We start from the raw sequence: 24018 nt of genomic DNA, 5'->3' as shown, positions 1-24018 counted from the left end.
CGGTCTACAGATACGCGCGCAGGTGCTTGGCGATAGCCTGCGCCAGACCAACCGGGACCGCGTTGCCGATCTGGCGAGCGATCTCAATTTTGCTGCCGCACCAAAAGAACTCCTCGGGAAACCCTTGCAATCTCGCAGCCTCTAGGTGGGTGATCGGACGGTTTACCCGGTTCTTCCCGAGGGCGTCCCACTGTGGATGCAGATAGGCACCCTTCTCCGGCTTGTAGAACTCGGTGCGGATCGTGTGCGACGGGAACCCCCACTGCATCCGGCCCATGACATCGGTTGTGCCGGTGGGCTTCTCGCGCCAGCAGCGCGGCAGAAGGTGGTCGGGCACATCGAAGCGGCCGCCGCCGGGCGGCACATGGTCGTAGCGCTGTAGCGACAACTCGGTGGGGTTGCGTCCAACATGCAGGTCGAGTGCCTTGAAAACGCCGGGCACGACGTGACCGAAGAACTCGGTGGTACTGCTCGGCAGACTGGTCGTCGCAGGGCGGGCCGGCAAGCCCTTTATGCGCGTCTTCGTGCCGTTCCATGGCAGCAGCTCTGAGTCGAGGGCCGGATTCCTGGCGTGGGTCGCCTTCGGCAACTCGATCTTGCCGATGCGAGAGCCGATGACGATGGTGCGGATCCGCCGCTGGGCGACGCCGAAGTCTGCGGCGTTCAGGTGGTCATAGCTCAGCTCGTAACCCCTGAGCGAGCCGTTGTCGACCTCGTCGAGTAGGAGTTGAAACTCTGCTGACTTCATGAACCGATCGACGTTCTCGATGACGAACACCTTGGGCTTGGCGACGCCGACGATGCGCAGGTACTCGCGCCAGAGCTGGTTGCGTGGATCGTCGATATCCTTCGACCCTAGGTTTGAAAAGCCCTGGCAGGGTGGACCGCCGATCACAAGGTCAGCCTTCGGTATCTGCTTGCGGACGACGTTCTTGATGTCGCCGTAGATCGTGTGGTCCTCCCCGAAGTTCGCGGCGTAGGTCGCCGCGGCGTGCAGGTTGAACTCCACCGACAGCATCGGGTCATATCCCTCGGCGGCGAAACCTGCCGTCATACCCCCGCAACCTGCGAAAAGGTCGATCACACCCGCCATGAAGTACACCCTAAATCAGGGTACCGACACCGCCGAGAGGCGCGCCGGCCGTAGCATTTAGACGTGGCCGCTAACACGTCGTGGGCCTCATCCGAAGCGACCCGCGCGTCGATGCAGGCGAACCGGAGACGGGACACGAAACCCGAACTCGCCGTGCGGAAGCTGGTCCATGCGGCAGGTCTACGCTACCGAATCGACTTCGCGCCGCTGTCCGATCGGAAGCGCCTGCGGGCCGATCTCGTATTCACCCGGGCGCACGTCGCGGTCTTCGTCGACGGGTGCTTCTGGCACGGCTGCCCCGAGCACCACACCGTGGCCCGGACTAACGCCGAGTTCTGGGCGTCGAAGGTGATCGGCAACCGCGACCGCGACTCGCGGGTGACCGCGATGCTCACGGATGCCGGCTGGGTAGTGCTCCGGTTCTGGGAACATGAGGACCCTACCGACGTCGCTGCACGGATCGCGGAGGTTGTCCGTGAGCGCCACTGAGCGCCCCCGTCGGCCCGTACTTCGGCATGCTGGCCTTGGCACCACAATCCGTTGCATCGGTGCGCAGTTCGGTCACCAACTTTCCGAACTTCAGCCTTGCCGATCTCCTGAACCCGGACGTCACCGCACCGAGGGGCACCGTCGCAGAGGAGCGGTGCGCGGCCCGCGCGCCGCCTTGGCGTCTTTTGGACGTGAACCACGCCTCGATCGCCTGCTGGAACGTGAGATCCGAAGGCGCGGTGCGCCAGCCGCGGATTCAGCGGACATGGTGTCGTGACACACCCTCGCGTAATCGAGTGACGCGAACCTCTTCCGGTGCCGCAGACGCCAGCCGATCGGCGGTGCCGTGCTGATTCACGCCCCACCGACATAGGCCAGGGGCGATCCCCGTCGATATTGCTGACCGTGGCAACTTTCCGAAGCCCCAACACTTCGACGGGGTGACGGAAGTTTCCCCTTAAGAGCGGTGGCGGAGGGATTTGAACCCCCGGTCGGTGTTAGCCGACTCTCGCTTTCAAGGCGAGTGCATTAGGCCGCTCTGCCACGCCACCGTCGGCAAGCCTAGCGGCTCCGTGTGGCGGGCTACTCCCCGACGCGACCCTTGGGCTCATTGAGCGCCTCCTCGGCACCCTCACCCACCCGCCGGAAGCTCTCGGCGACGGCGGCCTGCTGCGGTCGCGTCAGCCGAGCCAGATAGTGCTCACGCACACACTCGGAGTACGTGAGCATCGCCGCCTCGCCCAGCGTGCGGCCCTGCTCGGTGAGCGCCGCCAGCACTGCCCTGCGGTCCTGGGGCATCGACCCCCGTTTCACCAGGCCCTGCTCCTCCAGGCGACGCACCTGATGGGTGATGCGGCTACGCGAGGCCAGCAGGCCGTTGGCGATATCCCCCATCCGGCAGCTGCCGTTGGCAGACCGTAGTAGCTGCTGCAGCACGTGAAAATCTGTCAATGAAATGTTGTGTGTTGCAACCATCTTGCGATTCAGCAAGAAGTACAGCCTGTTAGTGGCCACCCAAAAGTTTTGCCACGAACGAAATTCAGCGAGATCAAGTCCAGGGACTTCACTCTCCGAACGCGTACTCATACGCCATCCCCCCTTCCGCCGACCATCCCATTGCCTCGACCGCGCCTCCACCCGCTGTGTCCCGGCGCCCGATAGCTCGGCATATTCTGGATGTTATGCACGCTATCACCGTTGACAATCCGGGTGGGCCAGAAGCGCTGTGCTGGACCGAAGTTCCCGATCCAATCCCAGGTCCGGGCGAGATCTTGATCGACGTGGCCGCCGCGGCAGTTAATCGCGCGGATCTGCTGCAACGTCAGGGTTTGTACACCCCGCCACCTGGAGCAAGCTCCATATTGGGTCTCGAATGTTCGGGCGTCATCAGCGCACTCGGTGAGAAAGTTACGCAATGGGCTGTGGGACAACCCGTTTGCGCGCTGTTATCCGGCGGTGCCTATGCAGAAAAAGTGGTAGCGCCCGCTAGCCAGTTGCTACCAATTCCTTCAAATATCAACCTTGACGTAGCGGCCGCGCTACCCGAAGTCGCGTGCACGGTGTGGTCGAACCTGGTGATGACAACGAGAATGACTGGCGGACAAACCATCCTGATTCATGGCGGCGCCAGTGGTATCGGCACCCACGCCATTCAACTCGCCAAGGCGCTCGGTGTGCGGGTTGCGGTCACCGCCGGCACACCCGACAAACTCGAGGCCTGCGGTGATCTTGGCGCCGACTTAACCATCAACTATCGCGACACCGATTTTGTACAGGCTGTTCACAGTTTCACCGGCGGTGCGGGTGTCGATCGAATTCTGGACATCATGGGAGCGAAATACCTGGACCGGAATGTCGATGCCCTCGGCAATGACGGGCACCTCGTCATCATCGGCATGCAGGGCGGTGTGGTCGCGGAGCTGAACATCGCCAAGCTGATCGCCAAGCGCGGCTCGATCACCGCCACCACCCTGCGAGCCCGTCCCGTCGAGGGCCCATCCGGCAAGGCGGCGATCGTGGATTCCGTGGTGCGGAACGTGTGGCCACTCGTCGAGGCAGGAAAGGTCCGGCCGGTCGTGGGTGCCGAGATCCCCATCAGCCAGGCCGCGGAAGCGCATCGTCTGCTGGAGAGCGGCGAGGTAGTCGGGAAGGTGCTACTGACGCTGCGATGAGCCACTCGCGCGAAGAGCGTGGGCCCTCAGCCCAGTGAGGCGACCGCGCGGACCAGCTGGTCAACCTCGGCAGCCGTTGAATAGTGCCCCAACCCGACCGTTATCGCGCCACCGATCTCGTTGACACCGATCGCGTCGAGCACCCGCGAGCTGGTGTTCGCGATCGCGCACACACCGTTATCGGCCAGGCGCTGCACCACCCGATCCGCCGGAACCCCGATGACGGTGAAGCTGAGCGCAGGGATCCGATCCTCGGGAGCTCCGATGACCATGACACGCGGCAGGGTCCGCAGCGCGCTCACCAGATATCTGAACAGCCAGTCCAGATATGCACCTGCCGAGTTCAAGGACGTCAGCAGCCGCTCACGCCGGGTACCCGAGGCGGATTCGTCAAGACCCGCCAGGTACTCCACGCTCGCTACCAGTCCGGCCAGCATCGCGAACTGATGCCCGCCCAGCTCAAGCCGTGCCGGGCCACTCGCGTACGGATCCAGCGATATCGAACTGATCGAATCCAGCAGCGCAGGGTCGCGAAACACCAACACACCAACCGGGGGTCCACCCCAAGCCGTCGCGTTGAACGCAACAACATCGGCGTCGAGAGCCTCGATGTCCACGGCCCGGTACGGCACCAGGCTCGAACAGTCCATCACCACGATGCCGCTGACCGCGTGCGCAAGCTTCGTGGCCTGCTGCAGGTCAGGCACCGTTCCCAGGGTCGACGACGCCGCCGTCACGGCCACCAACCGAGTCGGCTTGGTAAGCAACGACTCCCACTGCCAGGACGGCAGGTCGCCGGATTCGATGTCCACCTCGGCCCACTTGACCTTGGCTCCATACCGGTTGGCCGAACGCAGCCAGGGCTGCACATTGGCCTCTTCGTCGAGCCTGGACACCACCAGCTCGTAGCCCAGCCCCGCCTTGGAGGACGACCCCTCGGCCAACGAGTTGAGCAGAACGGCACGATCGCTGCCCAGCACCACACCACGCGGGTCGGCGCCCACCAGGTCGGCAGCGGCCTGCCGGGCGGCCTCCAACACGGCTGCACTGCGGCGCGCGCTGGGGTGGGGTCCGCGCGTGTCGGAGAAGGATCCGCGGAAGGCTGTGGATACAGTCGTAGCAACCGCATCGGGGATGAGCATCCCGGCCTGAGTGTCGAAATGCACCCATCCGTCGCCGAGTGTCGGGTGCAAACCGCGCACCCGGGCGACGTCATATGCCATGCCAGACACCTTAGATGCTCACTACAGGTCACGGCACTGAACCCGTCCTTGCACCACGCGCCGACGGACGAGGGTCAACGGCGCCGTCTCGTGTAGTCATACTAGAACAATGTCGCTTGCTTTCGGGGTGGCTGCGGCACTGCTGTTGCTGTTCGTCCCGGGCTGGCTGATTGGCCGAGCCTTCGGGCTACCAACGCATTCAGCCGCCGTCACCGCACCTGCATTGACCTACGGGCTAGTTGGGTTCTGCATAGTCGTCTTTGGCTCAATCGGCATACCGTGGAACTCAGTTTCCGCCGGGTTTGCGCTTCTCGGTGCGATCGTCATCGCGCAGCTGTTCTGGCGGTGGCTGCGGCCGAAAGAGCACGCTGAACAATCTCCGTCACAAAATCGGGCGGCACTGATCGCCGTCACGTTCGGCATCGTGATCGGGACCGCGCTCATCGCCTACGCATTCCTGCGCGGGCTCACCAACTGGCAGTCGATTCCGAGCACCTGGGACTCGATGTGGCACGGAAACACCATCCGCTACATCCTCGACACCGGGCAAGCATCGTCGACCCGCATGGGCGACCTCCGCAACGTCGAGACCCACGCCACCCTCTACTACCCGTCGGCCTTCCACGGGCTGGCCGCGGTGCTCTGCCAGCTGACCGGGGCCGCCCCCACCACGAGCTACACGCTCTACGCGGTCGCCGGGTCGCTGCTCTTCCCGCTCTCGGCGGCGACGCTGGCATGGCAGATGCTGCGCGGCCGCAGCAGCCTCACCTTCCAGGCCGGCTCCGCGGCCACTGCCGCCGCACTCTCGGCATCGTTCACCGCGCTGCCCTATGTCGAATTCCACGTCGCGGCCATCCCGAACCTGGTTTCCTTCGCCCTGGTGGGCCCGGTGATGATCGCCATCACCAGCGTCGTCGCCGATCGCAGCCGCGTACCGGTCGCGATCGTGGCATTCGTGGGTATCGCCTCCGTGCATACCTCGGGCGCAATCGTGGTGGTCGTCTTCGTGGCGGCGTGGTGGGTGCTGGCACCACTATCCCGACGCAGGAGCAGTGGCACGGAACGAAAAACAGTACGCCGCTTGGGAAATGGCTTCGTGCCGCTGGCCGTCGCGGGCATGGGCTCGCTAGTGCTGCTCTACCCGCAGCTACGCACCCTGCTACAGCTGTCCGAGATCATCGCCGGGCATCAATTCGGCACACCGTGGGGTAAGAAGCGCGCGCTGCTGAATGCCCTCACCCAGCACACCCGGCACCTGGCCGACTACCCGGTGCAGTCCGCGCTGCTGTGGCTGGCAGCACTCGGCGCCATCGTGTTGATCGTGAAGCGAGTGTACTGGCCGATCGCCGTCTGGCTGCTGTTGATCGTCGCGATTGTCCACTCCTCCAGATCCTTTGGCGGGTTCGTAGGCCATGCGGTGGCCCTGTTCTCCGACGCGTTCTACAGTGACCCGCGCCGACTGTCGGCCATCGTCTGCCTGCTACTGGCCCCGGCCGCCGGGATCGGTCTGTTCACTCTGGCGTACGCCGTGCTGAAGAGGGTGCGAGGGGAGCGAACACGAAGATGGGCGCTAGTGGCCACGGCCATCGCGCTGGCCCTGGTGTGCAGCTTTTCCGCCCGCCACTACTTCCTGCCGCATAAGTACCTCGTCGGCGCCAAGTACGACCAGGTGATGATCGGCCCCAAGAAGCTCGCCGCGATGGCCTACTTGGCGACCCTGCCCGATGCCAAGGACTCCACCATCGGCGACGGAAACGTCGACGGCTCCGGGTGGATGTATGCGGTAGCGGGCCTGCATCCGCTGTGGACGCACTATGACTACCCACAGCAGGAGGGACCGGGCTACCACCGGTACATCTTCTGGGCCTACGCCGACGACGCCGATACCGACAGGCGCGTGACAGAAGCTGTGCATGCACTGAACATTCGCTATGTCATGACCAGCACTCCTGTGGTCCAGGGGTTCAAGGTTCCCGACGGACTAAGGTCGTTGGACAGATCCCGATCATGGAGAAAGCTGTACGACAACGGCGCCGCCCGCATCTACGAATGGGTGGGCGACCGGAAATCAGATGCGGAAGGTGACAGATGACCCATCCCGGTCACGGTGAAAACTCTGACGACAGCGAGGACGAGGTAATCGTTCTGGGCGTGGAGGATTCCGACAAGGGCGCCGATGCCGCAGACGACGACATGTCGATCACCGACCTGGTGGAACAACCCGCCAAGGTGATGCGGATCGGCACGATGATCAAGCAGCTACTTGAGGAGGTGCGAGCGGCTCCCCTCGACGACGCCAGCCGCACCCGACTGCGCGAGATCCACGCCAAGTCCGTTCGTGAGTTGGAAGACGGGTTGGCCCCCGAGCTCCGTGAGGAGCTGGAGCGTCTCGCCCTGCCGTTCAACGAGGACACCGTTCCCTCGGACGGCGAGCTGCGCATCGCCCAGGCGCAGCTGGTGGGCTGGCTAGAGGGGCTGTTCCACGGCATTCAGACAGCGCTCTTCGCTCAGCAGATGGCCGCCCGCTCACAGCTTCAGCAGATGCGTCAAGGGGCGCTGCCGCCGGGTCTTTCGGTGCCCGCACAGGGTGGCAGCGGCACCGGCCAGTACCTGTAAGCGTGGTCAGTATCCAGACCCACGAGGCGTGGGTAGAGTTTCCGATTTTCGACGCTAAGTCGCGCTCGCTGAAGAAGGCGTTCCTGGGCAAGGCCGGTGGCGCCATCGGACGCAACGCCTCGAATGTGGTGGTCATCGAGGCGTTGCGGGACATCACGCTCTCACTCAAGGAGGGCGATCGAGTCGGGCTCGTCGGCCACAACGGCGCGGGTAAATCGACTCTGCTGCGGCTTCTTTCGGGAATATACGAACCCACCCGGGGCAGCTCGTACGTCCAGGGTCGGGTGGCGCCCGTCTTCGACTTGGGTGTGGGCATGGATCCGGAGATCTCCGGGTACGAGAACATCATCATCCGCGGCATGTTCCTAGGACAGACCCGCAAGCAGATGCAGGCCAAGGTGGAAGAGATCGCCGACTTCACCGAATTGGGCGAGTACCTCTCCATGCCGATGCGTACGTATTCCAGCGGTATGCGCGTTCGCCTGTCCATGGGCGTAGTCACCAGCATCGACCCGGAGATCCTGCTGCTCGACGAAGGCATCGGAGCGGTCGATGCCGAATTCATGAAAAAGGCCCGAATCCGGTTGCAGGAGCTAGTGAAACGGTCCGGCATGCTCGTCTTCGCCAGCCACTCCAACGAATTCCTGGCCCGCCTGTGCAACACGGCAATGTGGATCGACCACGGCACCATCAAGATGAGCGGCGGTATCGAGGATGTAGTCCGCGCCTATGAGGGCAATGAGGCCGCGGATCACGTGGCCCAGATCCTCGCCGAAGACGACCAGCATGCCTAACGCGGTCGTCGCTGTCGTTGTCACCTATCGGCGCCCGGTCGAGCTTGCCGAGTCGCTGAAGATCGTCACGTCTCAAACCACGTTGCCGACACACCTCATCGTGGTCGATAACGACAACGACCCCGCCGTCAAGGCCCTGGTCGACGGCCAGCCTATCGCCACGACATACCTGGGATCGCGCCGAAACCTCGGGGGTGCAGGGGGATTCGCCCTCGGCATGCTGCATGCACTCACCCTGGGCGCCGACTGGGTGTGGCTTGCCGACGACGACGGCCGCCCCGGCGGGACCGAAGTTCTGGAAACCCTGCTGGCCTGCGCCCGCAGGCATCGCCTCGCCGAGGTATCGCCGATGGTCTGCGATATCGACGATCCCGGTCGGTTGGCGTTTCCGTTGCGCCGCGGCCTGGTGTGGCGCCGGCGGGTGGAGGAACTTCGCACCGAAGCCGGCCAAGACCTCTTGCCGGGTATCGCGTCGCTGTTCAACGGTGCGCTGTTTCGTGCCGAAACCCTGGAAGCCGTGGGCGTTCCCGACCTGCGCCTGTTCGTGCGCGGCGACGAGGTAGACGTGCACCGGCGACTCGTACGCTCCGGCCTGCCGTTCGGAACCTGTTTGGACGCAACGTATCTGCATCCCAATGGCGCCGCCGAGTTCAAACCGATCCTGGGCGGCCGCATGCACACTCAGTACCCCGACGATGCCACCAAGCGTTACTTCACCTACCGCAACCGCGGCTACCTGATGTCCCAGCCCGGCATGCGCAAGCTGCTGCCCCAGGAATGGGTGCGCTTCGGCTGGTACTTCCTGATCACCCGACGGGATCTTTCCGGCATGCGTGAATGGATTGCCTTGCGAGGCTTGGGCCGACGTGAGCAGTTCGGGCGGCCGGGCAACCCGACGCCTTCGGTACAGGAGAGTGACAATGAGTGAGGAACTACTGGGGTTATCTTCGGACTCCCGGACGTTCAAACGCGCGTGGCGTGACCTGGCAGAGGGCTTCGAGCATCGCCAGCTGTGGTTACAGCTGGGCTGGCAGGACATCAAGCAGCGCTACCGGCGTTCGGTACTGGGACCGTTTTGGATCACCATCGCCACCGGATCGACTGCGCTGGCGATGGGCATCCTGTACTCGCAGCTGTTCAAACTCCCCCTGGCCGAACATCTGCCCTACGTGACAATCGGTTTGATCGTTTGGAATCTGTTCAACGCCGCGATCCTGGAGGGCTCAGACGTCTTCGTCGCCAACGAGGGCCTGATCAAGCAGTTGCCGACGCCGCTCAGCGTCCACGTCTACCGGCTGGTGTGGCGGCAGCTCCTGTTGTTCGCGCACAACATCATCATCTTTCTTATCGTCATCGCTGTGTATCCGCCGCACTGGCATTACTCCGATCTCAGTTTCATACCCGCGCTGGTGTTGATCACGCTCAATTGCGTATGGGTTTCACTGGTTTTCGGGGTCATGGCCACCCGCTATCGCGATATTGCGCCGCTGTTGGGCAGCCTGGTGCAGCTGTTGTTCTTCATGACGCCGATCATCTGGAACGAGAACATGCTCAACGAGCGGGTCGGGAAGCTGGCCACCGTGGTGCAGCTCAACCCATTCGTGCATTTCCTGGCCATCGTCCGCGATCCACTACTCGGGCTCGATCAGCAGGTCCACCACTGGGTCATCGCGGGCACCATCACCATCGTCGGTTGGATTATCGCTCTCGTGGTGATGCGCCAATACCGCGCCAGGGTTCCGTACTGGGTATGAGCATGCCGAGGACCACCGGCCAGGATTCCCGTTGGCTGCCGGTATCCGCCGGCGCAGCCCTCCTTATATACGCACTGCTGTGGCTGGGCTATGTGCGGCAGTGGAGCTGGCTCGCTGGGCTCGATGCCGCGGCGCTGGATCCCGCACACGAGTACGGCGTCGCCCATCCCGGCTGGGTCACCGCGTGGGATGTGTTCTGCACCGTCTTGGGCCCCACCGCATTCCGGCTCGCCGTCGCGGTGGTTGTCATCGTGCTCCTGGTACGACGCCAGCCGCGAGTGGCCGTGTTCCTGGTGCTCACCGTGGAACTCAGCGCGGTGGTCACCGAACTGGCCAAGCTGCTGGTGAATCGGCCGCGCCCGGAAACCGCTCTGGTCGGCGCCTACGCATCGTCCTTCCCCTCCGGACATGCCGTCGGCACAGTTGTCGGTGTGCTTGCGCTGCTAGCCGTGTTCATGCCGAAAGCAGGTGCCACGCTACGCCTCTGGGGCGGGATGCTCGGCACGGTACTGATTCTCGCGATCGGTGTCGGCCGAGTTCTGCTGAACGTCCACCACCCCTCAGATGTGGTGGCGGGATGGGCACTGGGCTACGCGTACTTCGTGGCCTGTCTGCTGGTGCTGCCACCGTGGCCCCTCAGGGCAGCGGGCGGAGCACACTCAACGCCCGGTAACGAACCTTGAAACTGGCATCCGTGTACGTGTCCCCCGCCTCGCCGTCACGTGCGAGCACAGTCGGGCCGTCCACCGCGGTGAAGGAAAACTCGGGCACCTGCAGCTCGTGGTAGAGCGGGCTGCGCGGTAGCCGCCCCAGCACCAGTGCCGTCAGGATCCGCACACTGCTGAACTTGCGCCCGGTTTCCAGGATGCGCACGTCGATGAGGCCGTCATCGAGACGAGGCCGCACCGAAGGGGCGAAACCCGATGGCAGATAAGCCGAATTGCCCAGGAAGAAGAGCGATGTCTGGACGGTCTTGTTATCGAAGCGGATACGCACCGGATGATCGCGGCGCGCGATGTGCAACATCGCGTACACACTGGCCAGCGGCTTGCCTATCCGACGTTCGAGCTTCTCGCGGATCTGCACGAACTTCGGATAGGAGCCGATGCTGGCGGTGTTGATCACCACCTGGCTCTCGTTCAGGTAGACCAGATCGACGCGGCTGGCGCTACCCCGGCGGATGGCATCGACCGTCTTGGCCACGCTCTCGCAGCCGATGTCCTTGGCGAAGTGGTTGAACGTGCCGCCGGGAAAGACGGCCAGCGGTGTATCGGTCTCCGCCGCCACACCTGCGGCACATGCCACCGTGCCGTCACCGCCGCCCACCGCCAGCACCTCGGCCCGGCGCGCCGCACTGCGCATCACCTCGATCACGTCGTCACCCTTGTTCAGTTCGACGATTTCGGTACGGGGCAATGCTTTTCGTACCTGATCCAGAATCCGCTGCCCGGTCCCGTCACCGGAGGCCGGGTTGACCACCAACACGACGCCCGCGCCGTCGGGACGCGGGGCGGTATCCACCCGCAGCGGGTCCGCCGCTGGTACCGCCGTCTGCGTAATCGGCGGCACCACCCGGGCACCCAAGACCGCTATCCCGGCACCGATCCCGAATCCCGCGAACACATCGCCGGGGTAGTGGACGCCGGTAGCCACCCGGGACAGGCCGACCAGCCCGGCCAGCAGCGCGAGTCCCAGGCCTAGCGGCGGGCTCTCGAGCCCCGCCCCCACCGCGAAGGCCGCGGCGCTCGCCGAATGGCCCGAGGGCAGCGACGAAGACGTAGGTAGCCGTCGACTGCGACGCACGAGCGGCACCGACATATGGTCCGGCCGCGTACGCCGTCTCAGCCGTTTGGCCACCTGATTGGTGACCGCGCTTGTCACCGCCAAGGACAGCAGCCCACGCGTGGCACCGCGCTGCATCGCCGGCTTGCCGAATATCGCCAGCCCGGCACCGATCCCGATCCAGAGCTTGGAATGGTCCGCGGCGCGCGTGAGCCGCGGCATGACCGTGTCCAGCAGCGGGCTCGGGGACTCCGCGACCGCGTCGAACACCTCACGGTCGAGCGTGCCTAGACCAGCACCGATCTGCCGCAGACCGCGGAGAGAATTCCGAGAAGGCAAGAAACCCATGCCATTCAACATATCCGCGGCGGACCGCCGGCGGTATCGATCGCTGAGGTCAGCAGCTGACAGCGACCTGAGCACCCGCCCGGAACGACACATGCACGTGGTCGTAGTGATTGGCCGTGGCGCTGCCGCGGTTCTCCATCATCGACCAGCCGTTGCCATCGTTGTACCGCTGCTGCCAGATCACGTACGTCACCCCCAGCCGCTCACGGTTGGCGAGAACAAAGTTCGCGAGTGCCGTCCCTGTCGTGTTGGAGTTCGTCATGAAATCCAGGGCCAGACCGCGGCCGTGGTCGCCGCCACCACCCCGACCACTCGAGCCACCGATATTGGAGATGCCGAACATCGTCTTGAGGGCGTTACCCGCCTGGGCGACGGCGGGCTGCGCACCGGCCAGCACCGACGAGCATGGCTTGATGGCCTTGGCCCTGGCCTCCATCGCCAACGCCTCGCCCGAGATGAAACGCCGGTCCCGCTGTGCACGTGGCAGGTCGGTAATAAGCGCAATGGCGTGTTGTTCGGGCTTGATCGGAAGCTGCACATCGTGCGGTCCGACTTCGCTCACGATCCCCATAGCCGCGGCTCCGGCAACGAGAGACAGGCTGAGGCCCGCGACGCGAGAGGTCGGCATCGCGGGCCGCTTCTCCCCGTGCTTTGCACGCCATCTCGCCAAGATCACAGGGCTAGATTACGAAACGATCACGCTTCTGTCACGCCGACGACAAAGAATGTGGCAAATCTAGCCACGGCGTGGAGGTGCGTTGCGGGTAGTGACAGCGATGCGATTCCACGCGTTGATCGTCAGGATCATCCCGATGATCTGTCCCAGCTCGCGTTCGGTGAACACCGCGGCGGCGCGGGCGTAGGTGGCATCGGACACGTGCTCACCAGCGGAAAGCACGGTTGCCTCTTCGGTGAGGGCCAACACGGCCTTCTCCCGCTCGGTGTAGATATCGCCGGCCTCGGCCCAGGCGTTCAGTAGATAGATGCGCTGCTCGGTCTCACCGTTCTTGCGGGCATCGTGAGTGTGCATATCGAGACAGAACGCACAGTGGTTGAGCTGAGAGGCACGGATCTTGATGAGCTCGGCGAGGCCGGGATCGACATCCTTGGCCGAGGCGATGCTCAGCGCCATCACGGCCTCGTAAACCTCGGGCGAGACCTTCTCCATGCGGAGGCGGGGAGTCGTCAGTGTGTGTCCAAGTGTGTTTGTCATGTCATCAACTCTAGAACCGGAAAGACCCATTCTCATGGTTCAATTCAGGCATGAGTTCGTGGGCCAATTTGGGAACAACAGAGCCGCGTCCCCTCAGCCACGACCTGCATCTCGACCTGCGCCACGCCATCACTCCGGGGGCCCGGGGCGTACGTGACCTGCTGATCTCCGCGCTACGCGAGGCCGTCAGGTCCGGGCGCCTGACGGTGGGGGCGATGCTGCCGCCCTCCCGAACCCTCGCCAGTGACCTAGGCCTGGCGCGGAACACCGTCGCGGAGGCCTACGCAGAACTCGTCGCCGAGGGCTGGCTCGAATCGCGACAGGGCTCCGGTACCCGCGTGGTCGGTCGTGGCCAAGACCAGCTGCCACCGCGGCCGCGTGGGGCGGGCTCCCCCCCACCGCACAACCTCATGCCCGGGTCCGGGGACGTCACGGCCTTCCCCCGGGCGGACTGGCTCGCCTCCGTCCGCCGCGCGCTGAGCAACGCGCCCAATGAGGCCCTGCGCATGGGCGATCCGCGCGGTCGGCCCGAATTGCGTTTCGCCGTCGCCGAATACGTGGCCCGAGTACGCGGTGTGCGAACTACCCCAGATTCGGTCTTCATCTGTGCGGGCACCCGGCACGCCGTGGAAATCCTCACCCGGATATACGGGCTTACCCGGCCGATCGCCGTAGAAGCGTACGGACTCTTCATCTTTCGTGACTGTATCGACACCGCGGGTGGCTCCAGCACACCGATCGGCTTCGACGAAGAGGGCGCCGTCGTCAGTGATTTGGACACCCTCGACGCGCGCGCGGCCCTGATCACCCCCGCCCATCACTTCCCACACGGGCTGCCACTGCACCCGTCGCGGCGCACCGCGGTGGTGGATTGGGCGCGCCGCACCGACTCTTACGTCCTGGAGGACGACTACGACGGCGAGTTCCGCTACGACCGTCAGCCCGTCGGCGCGCTACAGAGCCTGGATCCCGACCACGTCGTGTATCTCGGTTCGGCGAGTAAGAGCCTGGCACCCGCATTGCGGCTGGGATGGATGGTGCTGCCACCTGAGCTCGTGGACGCGGTGGTGGCGGCCGCGGGTGGGGCGCAGTGGTACGTCGACGCCATCTCGCAGCTGACCATGGCGGACTTCATCGCCAACGGACACTACGACCGGCATATCCGGCGCATGCGCAGCCGGTACCGACGAAGACGCGACCTGCTCGTCGAGCGGCTGGCGGACTATGACGTCGGCGTCCGCGGACTATCGGCCGGATTACACCTACTGCTGACGCTGCCCGACGGCGCGGAGCCCGACGTTTTGTACCGCGCCGGTGCGGCAGGAGTGGCGCTGGCCGGACTGTCGCGGCTGCGCCATCCACTCGCCGGCCCGCATATCCCTGACCCGGACGGGGTGGTGGTCAGCTTCGGCACCCCGGCCGACCACGGTTTCGCGCCCGCCGTCGACGCGCTATGCGGCGTGCTGGCGGCCACGGGCCTTTAAAGGTCTGTCCGCCCCCGGATGGCACCGACTGGCAGTGCCATGCCTCGCGATGGCAGCAGGTCAGGGCGATCGTCGAGGTATGCCTACTTTCGAATCCAGCGCCGGCGCCATCCACTACCGCGATAGCGGGGACGGTCCACCGATCGTCTTCGTGCACGGGCTCTTCGTCACCGGCACCATGTGGCGGAAGGTGATCGATCCACTCAGCGAGCGCTTCCGCTGCATCGCGCCGGACCTACCGCTCGGCGCACACCGGACTCCGATGAACCCCGACGCCAACCTAAGCCCACACGCAGTCGCGGGGCTGATTCGCGAGCTGATGGAGAGGCTCGATCTCGATGACGTCACCGTGGTCGCCACCGATACCGGCGGGGCGATCACCCAGCTTTTGTTGGCCGGCGGCTGCGACCGGATTGGCCGGGTGGTGCTGACACCCTGCGATTCCTTCGACAACTTCCTGCCGAAATCGATTCGCATCTTCCAATACTGGGCGCGCGTTCCCGGTACCGACTTCGTGCTGCGTCCGTTCACGTTCAGATTCGCGCAACGTGCCCTCGGAAAGACCCTCGCCAAGCACTCAATTCCCGACGAAGTGCTGGGTGAGTGGGTAGGCCCCCTGCTACAGGACAAGGCCGTCCGACGCGATGTACGCGCCTTTCTCAGCCGAATCGACTACCACGACACACTGGACGCCGCCGAGACGCTGCGGACCTTCGAGAAACCGGTCCTGCTGCTCTGGCCACGCAAGCTGCCGTTCTTCCCGTTCGCGCACGCGGAACGCTGGGCGCAGCTACTGCCCGACGCAAAACTCGTCGAGGTCCCAGACAGCTACGCCTTTGTCAGCGAGGACCAACCCGAGCTCATGGTCAGCGAAATCGAGACGTTCGTAGCGCAACGAGTGTGAGCACAGGCGCTCAAACTCGGAGGACGCGAAGACGCGTTACTCGTCGTCCTTGGCATGATCGGCGACTCCGGGGTTCGGATCACGTGACAGATCGATCAGTGGATCGACGCCCTCGCCCTCGGCCCGTTCGTGCTTTCCGTGCTCTGGAGTCGTCATAGCTTCCCCTCAACGCGTCAATGTTCCAGCAATCCAGCTACAGAATCTGCCGCGACCTTACACACGCACGCTGCGGCGCGCAGTGACCGGTGGCATAGGCTCTGCCGCGTGCAGGATGCCCCGAAGTCCGACGCGGTGTCGAGCCCAGCACCGGCGCCGCTGTCGCTGACCACTCAAGCCACCCGTTTCGTCATCACCGGCGGACTCTCGGCCATCGTCGACTTCGGACTATATGTACTGCTGCTGCACTTCGGCCTGCAGGTCAATATCGCCAAATCCATCAGCTTTGTCGCGGGAACCACCACCGCCTACCTGATCAACCGGCGCTGGACGTTCCAGGCCGAACCGAACCGAGCCAAATTCATCGCGGTAATGGCGCTCTACGGTCTGACGTACGCCGTCCAGGTCGGCATCAACTACCTGTTCTACATGCAGTTTGAGGACAAACCCTGGCGAGTGCCAGTGGCTTTTGTCATCGCACAGGGGACGGCAACAGTCATCAATTTCATCGTGCAGCGCGCTGTGATCTTCCGGATACGGTGAGCCGCTACGCTCAATCAACGATGACAACTCCGAAGTCCGCGCTACCCCTCACTCCGCGCACGCTGACCGGGTTCGGCCGCACCGCCCCGACCGTGGCGCAGGTGCTCTCCACCCCCGACGTCGCCGTCATTGCCGAAGCGGTACGCCAGGTCGCCGACGCCGGCTCCGGCAGTCCCAGCTATCTGCGCCGCGGTATCGTCGCGCGCGGTCTGGGCCGCTCCTACGGCGACCACGCCTGCAACGGCGGCGGCATCGTCGTTGACATGACCCCGCTCAACACCGTGCATTCGATCAGCGCGGATACCGCGATCGCCGATGTGGACGCGGGCGTGAGCCTGGACCAGCTGATGAAGGCCGCGCTGCCCTTCGGTCTGTGGGTGCCGGTGCTACCCGGCACCCGGCAGGTGACCATCGGCGGCGCCATCGGCTCGGATATCCACGGCAAGAACCACCACAGCGCGGGCAGCTTCGGAAACCACGTGCTGTCCCTCGATCTGCTGATGGCCGACGGCGAGGTGCGCACCATCGCCCCGGACGGCCCCGATGGCGAGCTCTTCTGGGCCACGGTCGGCGGAAACGGCTTGACCGGCATCGTGGTTCGGGCCCGGATCGCCATGACGCGCACCGAGAGCGCCTATTTCATCGCCGACGGGATCGCCACCGCGGACCTGGACGAGACCGTCGCCGTGCACCAGGACGGCAGCGAGGATAACTACACCTATTCCAGTGCCTGGTTCGATCTGATCAACCCGCCGCCCAAGCTGGGCCGCGCAGCCGTCAGCCGCGGCAGCCTGGCCAGAGTGGACCAGCTGCCGCCGAAGCTGGCGAAAGACCCGTTGCGGTTCAGCGCGCCACAGCTGCCGGGCTTCCCCGATCTCTTCCCGGTCAGCGTCATGAACAAGCTGTCGCTGAGCATGGTCGGCGAGGCGTTCTACCGGATGAGTGGGAACTACCAGGGCAAGATCGTCAACCTGACGCAGTTCTACCACATGCTGGACATCACGACTGGCTGGCAATACGCCTATGGCCCAGCAGGTTTCGCGCAGCATCAGTTCCTGGTACCGCCCGACGCACTTGACGAGTTCAAGGGCATCATCCGGTGGATCCAGACCCAGGGTCACTACTCGGCACTCAATGTCTTCAAGCTCTTCGGTCCGGGAAACAAGGCGCCGCTGAGCTTCCCGATGAAGGGCTGGAATGTCGCCATGGACTTCCCCAACAAGCCCGGTGTCAACGAGTTCCTCAACGAGCTCGACGAGCGCGCGATGGAGTTCGGCGGACGGGTCTATACCGCCAAGGATTCGCGGGTGAACGCAGAGAAGTTCCACAAGATGTACCCGCGCGTCGACGAGTGGATCGCCACCCGACGCAAGGCCGACCCCCAGGGCGTGTTCGCCTCCGATATGGCCCGCCGACTCGAACTGCTCTGATTTTTCACGCTGGAATACCACAAGGACTGACAACATGATTGACGCAACCGGAAACCCGCAGACCATCCTGCTGCTGGGTGGCACCTCGGAGATCGGCCTGGCCATCGTCGAGCGCTACCTCAAGAACGCCAAGGCACGGGTAATCCTGGCCGACCTACCGAACGCTCCTAAGCGCGAGGCGGCCATCGAGCAGATCAAGGCCGCAGGAGCCAAATCGGTCGAGTATCTGGACTTCGACGCCGTCGATACCAAGAGCCATCCCGCACTCATCGAATCCGCTTGGGCACAAGGCGATGTCGATGTAGCGATCGTCGCCTTCGGCATTCTCGGAGACGCCGAAGAGCTCTGGCAGGACCAGGCCAAGGCGGTACTGAGCGCACAGGTCAACTACACCGCCGCGGTCTCCGTCGGGGTGCTCATCGGCCAGCGGATGAAGGGGCAGGGCTTCGGCCAGATCATCGCGATGTCCTCGGTTGCCGGTGAGCGGGTGCGCCGCTCCAATTTCGTCTACGGCTCCACCAAAGCGGGGCTCGACGGTTTCTACCAGGGCCTCGGAGAAGCGCTGCGCGAGTTCGGTGTACGCGTGCTGGTGGTACGGCCGGGTCAGGTGCGCACCACCACGACGATCGAGCATTGGAAGGCCACCGGCGCCAAGGAGGCGCCGTTCACGGTCGACAAGGAGGAGATCGCCGAGCTGGTGGTGGCGTCGGCCGCCGCGGGCAAGGACCTGATCTGGGCACCGGGCCAGTGGCGCTATGTGATGTCCGTGCTGCGCCACGTTCCGCGCCCCATTTTCCGCAAGTTGCCCGTGTAACCACGTCGAAATGACAGCCCAGATGGCATTGAAGTCACGTCGGCATGTGCTGGACACCATCAAAGACCTGACGCTCGCTGTTGTCATGGCCACCTCGGTCAGTGTCGTCGCGCTCATGGCGATTGCGCGGGTGGAGTGGCCGGCCTTCGGGTCTTCCAACCAACTGCACGCCCTGACCACGGTCGGCCAGTTCGGGGCCATCGCCGGGCTGCTGCTAGCGGGCCTCGCCTGGCGGTCGGGCCGCGAGCTGCTCGCGAAAGTGCTTTCCCTGCTCTTTCTTTCGGTGTTCACCGTGGTGACTCTCGGTATGCCGCTGGGCGCCACCAAGCTCTACCTGTTCGGAATCTCGGTGGACCAGCAATTCCGCACCGAGTATCTGACGCGGTTCACCGATGCGCCCGCGCTGCACGATATGACCTATTCGGATATGCCACCGTTCTATCCGGCCGGCTGGTTCTGGATCGGTGGGCGCATCGCGGCACTCACCGGAACCACCGGCTGGGAGATGTACAAGCCATGGGCCATCGCATCGCTGGCCATTGCGGTATGTGCGGCATTCGTCCTGTGGAACAAGATGATTCGCTTCGAGTACGCGCTCATCGTGACCACCGCGACCGCGGCCGTCACACTGGCGCTCACTTCCACCGAACCGTACGGCGCGATCGTGACCGTGCTGCTGCCACCCGTGCTGGTGCTGGGCTACAGCGCGCTGCGCGCGACCGGGAGTGCCGGCTGGATGGCGGTGATCGGGACGGGCGTGTTCCTAGGCTTCTCGGCGCTGGCCTACACACTGCTATTCGGGTACGCGGGGCTGGCCATCACCGTCGCGGCCAAGGTCGTCGCGATAACCCGATGGCGGCGGGACGGCTGGCGGGCCATCCGGAAACCGCTGCTGCGCTGGCTAGCCATCATCGGCATCGCAATCGTCATCGCCCTGGTGTTCTGGGGACCCTACCTGCTTGCCGCACTGCGTGATTCGCCGGAGAACGCGGCATCGGCGCAGCATTACCTGCCCAATGACGGCGCCGAGCTGTCCTTCCCCATGCTGCAGCCCACCATGCTTGGTGGTCTGTGCCTGATCGGGACGGTGTGGCTGGTGGTGCGGGCACGGACCTCGGTACGTGCCGGGGCGCTCGCGATCGGCGTGGTATCCGTCTATCTGTGGTCGCTGCTGTCCATGCTCGCCACCCTCGCCAAGACCACCCTGCTGTCCTTCCGGCTCGTGCCCACCCTCACCGTGCTGCTCACCGCCGCGGGCGTGTTCGCCTTCATCGAGGTGGCCGCCTGGGCCGCCCAGCGCAGCAGCCAGACCAGGCCGGCCGCGACGCTCGTGGCGACCGCCATCGGTCTGGCCGGTGCACTGGCATTCAGCCAGGACATACCCGATGTACTGCGTTCGGACATCGTCATCGCCTACGCCGACACCGACGGCACCGGACAACGCGCCGACCGCCGTCCGCCCGGCCCAGAAAGTCACTACGCCGCCATCGACAAGGCCATCACCGAGATCACCGGCCAACCGCGCGATGAGACCGTGGTGCTCACCGCCGACTACAGCTTCCTGGCGTTCTATCCCTACTACGGATTCCAGGGCCTCACCCCGCACTACGCGAACCCACTGGCACAGTTCGACAAGCGTGCGGCGGCGATCAAGGGCTGGGAAGACCTGCACACGGCCGACGAAATGGTCCGCGCGCTCGATGCGCTGCCCTGGCGGGCCCCGACCGTCTTTCTGATGCGCCAGTCCGGTGACAACTACTCCCTGCGGCTTGCCAAGGATGTCTACCCCAACCAGCCGAATGTGAAGCGATACACCGTCACGTTGAACAAGCAGTTGTTCGCTGACCCGCGGTTCACCGTGCGGACCATCGGGCCCTTCGTCCTGGTTGTGCGGGTTCCACCGCACGCTTAAGGCTCTTCACGCAAGCGGCTCATCGCACGCCAACTAACATCTTCCTCCGTGACGGTTCAGGGGAACGCGACGGAGAAGGTCGCCAACAACGGCGACGGCGAATACCGCAGGGCCCGGCTGACCGCTATCGTCACCGGCTTCCTGGGTGCACTGCTGGCCATCGCCACTCCATTGCTTCCCGTTCAGCAGGACACAGCGCAGCTGAACTGGCCGCAGAACGGCACCCTCGCAAGCGTCGACGCCCCCCTCATCGGATACGTCGCCACCGACCTCACCATCACGGTGCCCTGTGCGGCAGCCAAGGGGCTCGACGGACACAACAGCGTGCTGCTCTCTACCGTGCCCAAGCAGGCACCCAATGCCGTCGACCGCGGCATGCTGATCCAGCGCACGGGCGGCGACCTCGTGGTGATCGTGCGCAACGTGCCGGTGGTGACGGCGCCGATCTCCGAGGTCACCGGCCCCAACTGCCAGCGACTCGAAGTAACCGCACACTCAGACAAGGTCACCGGGAAGTTCGTCGGCCTCACCCAGGGGCCCAAGGATGCCCAACCCGGGCAGCCCCGCGCCGGGGAACGCGGTGGTTATGACTTCCGACCGCAGATCGTCGGCGTCTTCACCGACCTTTCCGGACCCGCTCCCGAAGGCCTGAAACTCTCCGCCACCATCGATACCCGGTACAGCAGCTCCCCCACGTTCATCAAGTTCATCGCGATGATCCTGGGTGTCCTGCTGACCGCCGTCTCGCTGGTCGCCCTACACACTCTCGATGCGGCAGACGGGCGCAGGCACAAGCGCTTCCTGCCCGAGGGCTGGTGGAAACCGCGCCCGCTGGACGCGCTCGTCGGGGCGGTGCTGGTCTGGTGGCATTTCGTCGGCGCCAACACCTCCGACGACGGCTACATCCTCACCATGGCCCGCGTGTCAGAGCACTCGGGCTACATGGCCAACTATTACCGCTGGTTCGGCACACCCGAATCACCGTTCGGCTGGTACTACGACCTGCTGACCATCTGGGCACATATCAGCACCTCCAGCGTCTGGATGCGGCTGCCCACCCTGGTCATGGGCCTGCTGTGCTGGGCGGTCATCAGTCGCGAGGTGATTCCCCGGCTGGGCCACGCCGCCCGCACCAATCTCGTGGTGCCCTGGACGGCGGCCGCGATGTTCCTGGCGTTCTGGCTGCCGTTCAACAACGGCCTACGGCCCGAACCGATCATCGCCCTCGGCATCCTGCTGACATGGTGCTCGGTCGAGCGAACAATCGCCACCAACAGGCTGCTGCCCGCAGCCGCGGCCTGCATCATCGGGGCGCTGACCTTGTTCTCCGGTCCGACGGGTATCGCGTCGATCGGTGCGCTGCTGGTTGCGATCGGGCCGCTGCGCACCATCGTGGCCAAGCGCGCCAAACGATTCGGCTACGCCGCATTGCTCGCACCGATCCTGGCGGCCGGACTGGTGACGCTGATCGTCATCTTCCGCGATCAGACCCTCATCGGGGAGATCCAGGCCAATGCGCTCAAGTCGGCCGTCGGCCCGTCATTGAACTGGTTCGACGAGCACGTCCGCTACGAGCGGCTGTTCCTGCCCACCACCGACGGCGCCATCTCCCGGCGGTTCCCGGTGCTGGCCCTCATCACCGCGCTCGGCGTAGCCGTGGCAATGACATTGCGCAAGAACAAAATTCCCGGCACCGCGAGTGGACCCAGCCGACGGATCATCGGCATCACCCTGATCTCGTTCATCGCGATCATGTTCACCCCCACCAAGTGGACCCACCACTTCGGGGTGTTCGCCGGCCTGGCCGGCTCGCTGGGCGCACTGGCCGCGGTGGCGGTCACCGCGGCAGCCATGCGCTCGCCACGCAACCGCACGCTGTACGCCGCGATCGTGCTCTTTGTCCTCTCGCTGTCGTTCTCCAGCGTGAACGGCTGGTGGTACGTCTCCAATTTCGGGGTTCCGTGGTCAAATTCCTTCCCGCAGTGGCATTTCGGCATCAGCACCGTGTTCTTCGGGCTCTCGGTGCTCGCCCTGTTGATCGCGGCGTGGATACATTTCACGGGCCGCGATCACCCGGGCAGCACGCCCGTACCTCCGGTATTGGCCCGCATCGCCGAATCTCCTCTGGCCGTAGGCACCTGGATCGTTGTGATCTGGTCGGTCTTCTCGCTGACCGCGGGCATGGTCAATCAGTATCCCGCCTGGTCGGTCGGACGTTCCAACCTCGACGCGCTGCGTGGACACGGCTGCGGGTTGGCCAACGATGTACTGGTTGAGGAGGACCCCAACGCCGGAATGTTGCAGCCAATCGATGCCCCGATCGGGCAGGCACTAGCCGCCGATACCAACATTCTGTTCGATCCCAACGGAATTCCGTCGGATGTATCGGCCGATGAGGAGAACAACCCACAGGGCTCCGATAGTTTCGTCGAACGCGACAAGGGTGGCAACACCCCGGGGAGCCAAGAAGGCACCGAGGGCGGCACCACCGTGGTCGCCGGTGTCAACGGATCGCGGGCGCGCCTGCCCTTCGACCTCAAACCCGAGACCACACCGGTGATGGGCAGCTACCAGATTGGCAGTCAGCGTTCGGCTCGGTTGCAGTCAGCGTGGTACCGACTGCCCCCCAAGGACGCTACTAAGCCGCTGATCGTGCTGTCGGCCGCAGGCCGGTTCGACCCGTACGAGCTTCAGGTGCAGTTCGCCGGCGAGGACGGGAAGGTCAAGGGCGCCATTTCGTTTGCCGACCTTGGTCCGGCCCCGGCCTGGCGAAACGTACGAATGTCCCGCGATGCCATCCCGACGGACGCCACCCGAATCCGGCTGCTGGTCGCCGACGAGGACTTGGCGCCACAACACTGGATAGCGGTTACCCCACCCCGGGTTCCGTCGCTGCGCTCACTGCAGGAAGTCGTGGGCTCCGAACCAGTGTTTCTAGATTGGCTCGTCGGGCTTGCCTTCCCATGCCAGCGGCCATTCGATCACAAGAACGGGGTCATCGAGATTCCAAAATGGCGCATTCTCCCCGACCGCTTTGGCGCGGAGGCGAACTCGCCGGTGATGGACTACCTCGGTGGCGGCCCGCTGGGTATCACCGAGCTGCTACTGAAGGCGACCCCGGTGCCGACCTATCTGAAGAACGACTGGTTCCGCGACTGGGGTGCGCTGCAGAAGTTCACGCCGTACTACAAGAACGCCACCGAGGCACAGCTGCAGCTCGGAACCGCTGTGCACAGCGGGCTCTGGACGCCCGGACCGCTGCGCAAGAGTCGTTAACATCCGCCGGCCGAGA

Annotated in this window: 21 protein-coding genes and 1 tRNA gene; 15 read left to right on the top strand and 7 right to left on the bottom strand. The window is 64.6% G+C overall.

The genetic code is table 11. From position 1 onward, the window contains the following. Window positions 1-4 precede the first annotated feature (4 nt). Entirely contained in the window at window positions 5-1093 is a 1089-nt protein-coding gene (locus AB0H22_RS12650) for a DNA cytosine methyltransferase (RefSeq protein WP_358146803.1), read from the bottom strand. A 63-nt stretch (window positions 1094-1156) separates the two neighbouring features. Between AB0H22_RS12650 and AB0H22_RS12645 the strand changes: the two genes are divergently transcribed. Continuing rightward, window positions 1157-1582, top strand: a complete 426-nt coding sequence (locus AB0H22_RS12645) for a very short patch repair endonuclease (RefSeq protein ID WP_358146802.1) — start codon at window positions 1157-1159, stop codon at window positions 1580-1582. A 464-nt stretch (window positions 1583-2046) separates the two neighbouring features. Here the strand turns inward: AB0H22_RS12645 and AB0H22_RS12640 are convergent. Together AB0H22_RS12640 and AB0H22_RS12635 are read right to left on the bottom strand one after the other, a co-directional pair. Further along, window positions 2047-2133: transfer RNA gene (locus AB0H22_RS12640), tRNA-Ser, on the bottom strand. Between the two features lie 31 nt (window positions 2134-2164). Beyond that, the gene (locus AB0H22_RS12635; protein ID WP_358146801.1) at window positions 2165-2668 is read right to left on the bottom strand and encodes a MarR family transcriptional regulator; all 504 of its coding nucleotides are present in this window, start codon (window positions 2666-2668) and stop codon (window positions 2165-2167) included. 95 nt (window positions 2669-2763) lie between these two features. On the opposite strand from AB0H22_RS12635, the gene AB0H22_RS12630 reads away from it, so the two are divergent. Continuing rightward, window positions 2764-3753, top strand: a complete 990-nt coding sequence (locus AB0H22_RS12630) for an NAD(P)H-quinone oxidoreductase (RefSeq protein WP_358146799.1) — start codon at window positions 2764-2766, stop codon at window positions 3751-3753. Between the two features lie 26 nt (window positions 3754-3779). Here the strand turns inward: AB0H22_RS12630 and AB0H22_RS12625 are convergent, their stop codons facing one another. After that, the gene (locus tag AB0H22_RS12625) at window positions 3780-4976 is read right to left on the bottom strand and encodes a cysteine desulfurase-like protein (protein ID WP_180750523.1); all 1197 of its coding nucleotides are present in this window, start codon (window positions 4974-4976) and stop codon (window positions 3780-3782) included. A gap of 109 nt (window positions 4977-5085) precedes the next feature. On the opposite strand from AB0H22_RS12625, the gene AB0H22_RS12620 reads away from it, so the two are divergent. The 6 genes from AB0H22_RS12620 to AB0H22_RS12595 are packed head-to-tail and all read left to right on the top strand — an operon-like array spanning window position 5086 to window position 10823. Then, window positions 5086-7068 (top strand): DUF6541 family protein, encoded by a 1983-nt coding sequence (locus tag AB0H22_RS12620; RefSeq protein WP_358146798.1) that lies wholly within the window; start codon window positions 5086-5088, stop codon window positions 7066-7068. After that, complete coding sequence (locus AB0H22_RS12615; RefSeq protein ID WP_180750521.1) at window positions 7065-7592, top strand: bacterial proteasome activator family protein; 528 nt, start codon at window positions 7065-7067, stop codon at window positions 7590-7592. The genes AB0H22_RS12620 and AB0H22_RS12615 overlap by 4 nt, the downstream gene beginning before the upstream one ends. Window positions 7593-7594: 2 nt before the next feature. Further along, on the top strand, window positions 7595-8386 hold the full coding sequence (locus AB0H22_RS12610) for an ABC transporter ATP-binding protein (RefSeq protein ID WP_180750520.1): 792 nt from the start codon (window positions 7595-7597) through the stop codon (window positions 8384-8386). Further along, entirely contained in the window at window positions 8379-9314 is a 936-nt protein-coding gene (locus tag AB0H22_RS12605) for a glycosyltransferase family 2 protein (RefSeq protein WP_180750519.1), read from the top strand. Before AB0H22_RS12610 ends, AB0H22_RS12605 begins: the two co-directional genes overlap by 8 nt. Continuing rightward, window positions 9307-10140 carry an ABC transporter permease gene (locus AB0H22_RS12600; RefSeq protein WP_180750518.1) on the top strand — a complete coding sequence of 278 codons (834 nt, stop codon included), beginning with the start codon at window positions 9307-9309 and terminating at the stop codon, window positions 10138-10140. Before AB0H22_RS12605 ends, AB0H22_RS12600 begins: the two co-directional genes overlap by 8 nt. Before the next feature lie 2 nt (window positions 10141-10142). Beyond that, the gene (locus tag AB0H22_RS12595; RefSeq protein WP_358147033.1) at window positions 10143-10823 is read left to right on the top strand and encodes a phosphatase PAP2 family protein; all 681 of its coding nucleotides are present in this window, start codon (window positions 10143-10145) and stop codon (window positions 10821-10823) included. Here AB0H22_RS12595 and AB0H22_RS12590 read toward each other — a convergent pair. The 3 genes from AB0H22_RS12590 to AB0H22_RS12580 all read right to left on the bottom strand — a co-directional run bounded on the left by AB0H22_RS12590 (window position 10777) and on the right by AB0H22_RS12580 (window position 13483). Beyond that, window positions 10777-12270: a diacylglycerol kinase family protein gene (locus tag AB0H22_RS12590; protein ID WP_358146797.1), complete on the bottom strand. Its 1494-nt coding sequence runs from the start codon at window positions 12268-12270 to the stop codon at window positions 10777-10779. The genes AB0H22_RS12595 and AB0H22_RS12590 overlap by 47 nt on opposite strands. 49 nt (window positions 12271-12319) lie before the next feature. Continuing rightward, window positions 12320-12898, bottom strand: a complete 579-nt coding sequence (locus AB0H22_RS12585; protein WP_180750516.1) for a hypothetical protein — start codon at window positions 12896-12898, stop codon at window positions 12320-12322. Between the two features lie 108 nt (window positions 12899-13006). Continuing rightward, window positions 13007-13483 carry a carboxymuconolactone decarboxylase family protein gene (locus AB0H22_RS12580; protein ID WP_255485951.1) on the bottom strand — a complete coding sequence of 159 codons (477 nt, stop codon included), beginning with the start codon at window positions 13481-13483 and terminating at the stop codon, window positions 13007-13009. A gap of 50 nt (window positions 13484-13533) precedes the next feature. Between AB0H22_RS12580 and AB0H22_RS12575 the strand changes: the two genes are divergently transcribed. The 7 genes from AB0H22_RS12575 (at window position 13534) to AB0H22_RS12545 (ending at window position 24002) form a co-directional block, all read left to right on the top strand. Next, window positions 13534-14967 carry a PLP-dependent aminotransferase family protein gene (locus AB0H22_RS12575; RefSeq protein ID WP_358146796.1) on the top strand — a complete coding sequence of 478 codons (1434 nt, stop codon included), beginning with the start codon at window positions 13534-13536 and terminating at the stop codon, window positions 14965-14967. A 49-nt stretch (window positions 14968-15016) separates the two neighbouring features. Next, a complete protein-coding gene (locus tag AB0H22_RS12570) occupies window positions 15017-15871 on the top strand; it encodes an alpha/beta hydrolase (protein WP_180750514.1) in 855 nt (284 codons plus the stop codon). Window positions 15872-16162: 291 nt separating this feature from the next. After that, window positions 16163-16570, top strand: a complete 408-nt coding sequence (locus AB0H22_RS12565; protein WP_180750828.1) for a GtrA family protein — start codon at window positions 16163-16165, stop codon at window positions 16568-16570. A 20-nt stretch (window positions 16571-16590) separates the two neighbouring features. Continuing rightward, window positions 16591-18000: an FAD-binding oxidoreductase gene (locus tag AB0H22_RS12560; protein ID WP_358146795.1), complete on the top strand. Its 1410-nt coding sequence runs from the start codon at window positions 16591-16593 to the stop codon at window positions 17998-18000. Between the two features lie 34 nt (window positions 18001-18034). Further along, complete coding sequence (locus AB0H22_RS12555; protein ID WP_358146794.1) at window positions 18035-18814, top strand: decaprenylphospho-beta-D-erythro-pentofuranosid-2-ulose 2-reductase; 780 nt, start codon at window positions 18035-18037, stop codon at window positions 18812-18814. Between the two features lie 10 nt (window positions 18815-18824). Continuing rightward, window positions 18825-20726, top strand: a complete 1902-nt coding sequence (locus AB0H22_RS12550) for a galactan 5-O-arabinofuranosyltransferase (RefSeq protein WP_358146793.1) — start codon at window positions 18825-18827, stop codon at window positions 20724-20726. Window positions 20727-20774: 48 nt separating this feature from the next. After that, on the top strand, window positions 20775-24002 hold the full coding sequence (locus AB0H22_RS12545) for an arabinosyltransferase domain-containing protein (RefSeq protein WP_358146792.1): 3228 nt from the start codon (window positions 20775-20777) through the stop codon (window positions 24000-24002). The last annotated feature ends 16 nt before the right edge of the window (window positions 24003-24018 follow it).

Origin of the sequence: Mycobacterium sp. NPDC050853 (assembly GCF_040653875.1) — a bacterium.
Classification (GTDB): Bacteria; Actinomycetota; Actinomycetes; order Mycobacteriales; family Mycobacteriaceae; genus Mycobacterium.
This window is presented reverse-complemented; position numbering and strand designations above follow the sequence as displayed.

Bases quoted from the DNA above. Each gene is read 5' to 3' on its own strand.
- AB0H22_RS12650 (WP_358146803.1), bottom strand. From the start codon at position 1,093: ATGGCGGGTGTGATCGACCTTTTCGCAGGTTGCGGGGGTATGACGGCA.
- AB0H22_RS12635 (WP_358146801.1), bottom strand. From the start codon at position 2,668: ATGAGTACGCGTTCGGAGAGTGAAGTCCCTGGACTTGATCTCGCTGAA.
- AB0H22_RS12630 (WP_358146799.1), top strand. From the start codon at position 2,764: ATGCACGCTATCACCGTTGACAATCCGGGTGGGCCAGAAGCGCTGTGC.
- AB0H22_RS12625 (WP_180750523.1), bottom strand. From the start codon at position 4,976: ATGGCATATGACGTCGCCCGGGTGCGCGGTTTGCACCCGACACTCGGC.
- AB0H22_RS12620 (WP_358146798.1), top strand. From the start codon at position 5,086: ATGTCGCTTGCTTTCGGGGTGGCTGCGGCACTGCTGTTGCTGTTCGTC.
- AB0H22_RS12615 (WP_180750521.1), top strand. From the start codon at position 7,065: ATGACCCATCCCGGTCACGGTGAAAACTCTGACGACAGCGAGGACGAG.
- AB0H22_RS12605 (WP_180750519.1), top strand. From the start codon at position 8,379: ATGCCTAACGCGGTCGTCGCTGTCGTTGTCACCTATCGGCGCCCGGTC.
- AB0H22_RS12600 (WP_180750518.1), top strand. From the start codon at position 9,307: ATGAGTGAGGAACTACTGGGGTTATCTTCGGACTCCCGGACGTTCAAA.
- AB0H22_RS12595 (WP_358147033.1), top strand. From the start codon at position 10,143: ATGCCGAGGACCACCGGCCAGGATTCCCGTTGGCTGCCGGTATCCGCC.
- AB0H22_RS12590 (WP_358146797.1), bottom strand. From the start codon at position 12,270: ATGGGTTTCTTGCCTTCTCGGAATTCTCTCCGCGGTCTGCGGCAGATC.
- AB0H22_RS12585 (WP_180750516.1), bottom strand. From the start codon at position 12,898: ATGCCGACCTCTCGCGTCGCGGGCCTCAGCCTGTCTCTCGTTGCCGGA.
- AB0H22_RS12580 (WP_255485951.1), bottom strand. From the start codon at position 13,483: ATGACAAACACACTTGGACACACACTGACGACTCCCCGCCTCCGCATG.
- AB0H22_RS12575 (WP_358146796.1), top strand. From the start codon at position 13,534: ATGAGTTCGTGGGCCAATTTGGGAACAACAGAGCCGCGTCCCCTCAGC.
- AB0H22_RS12570 (WP_180750514.1), top strand. From the start codon at position 15,017: ATGGCAGCAGGTCAGGGCGATCGTCGAGGTATGCCTACTTTCGAATCC.
- AB0H22_RS12560 (WP_358146795.1), top strand. From the start codon at position 16,591: ATGACAACTCCGAAGTCCGCGCTACCCCTCACTCCGCGCACGCTGACC.
- AB0H22_RS12555 (WP_358146794.1), top strand. From the start codon at position 18,035: ATGATTGACGCAACCGGAAACCCGCAGACCATCCTGCTGCTGGGTGGC.
- AB0H22_RS12550 (WP_358146793.1), top strand. From the start codon at position 18,825: ATGACAGCCCAGATGGCATTGAAGTCACGTCGGCATGTGCTGGACACC.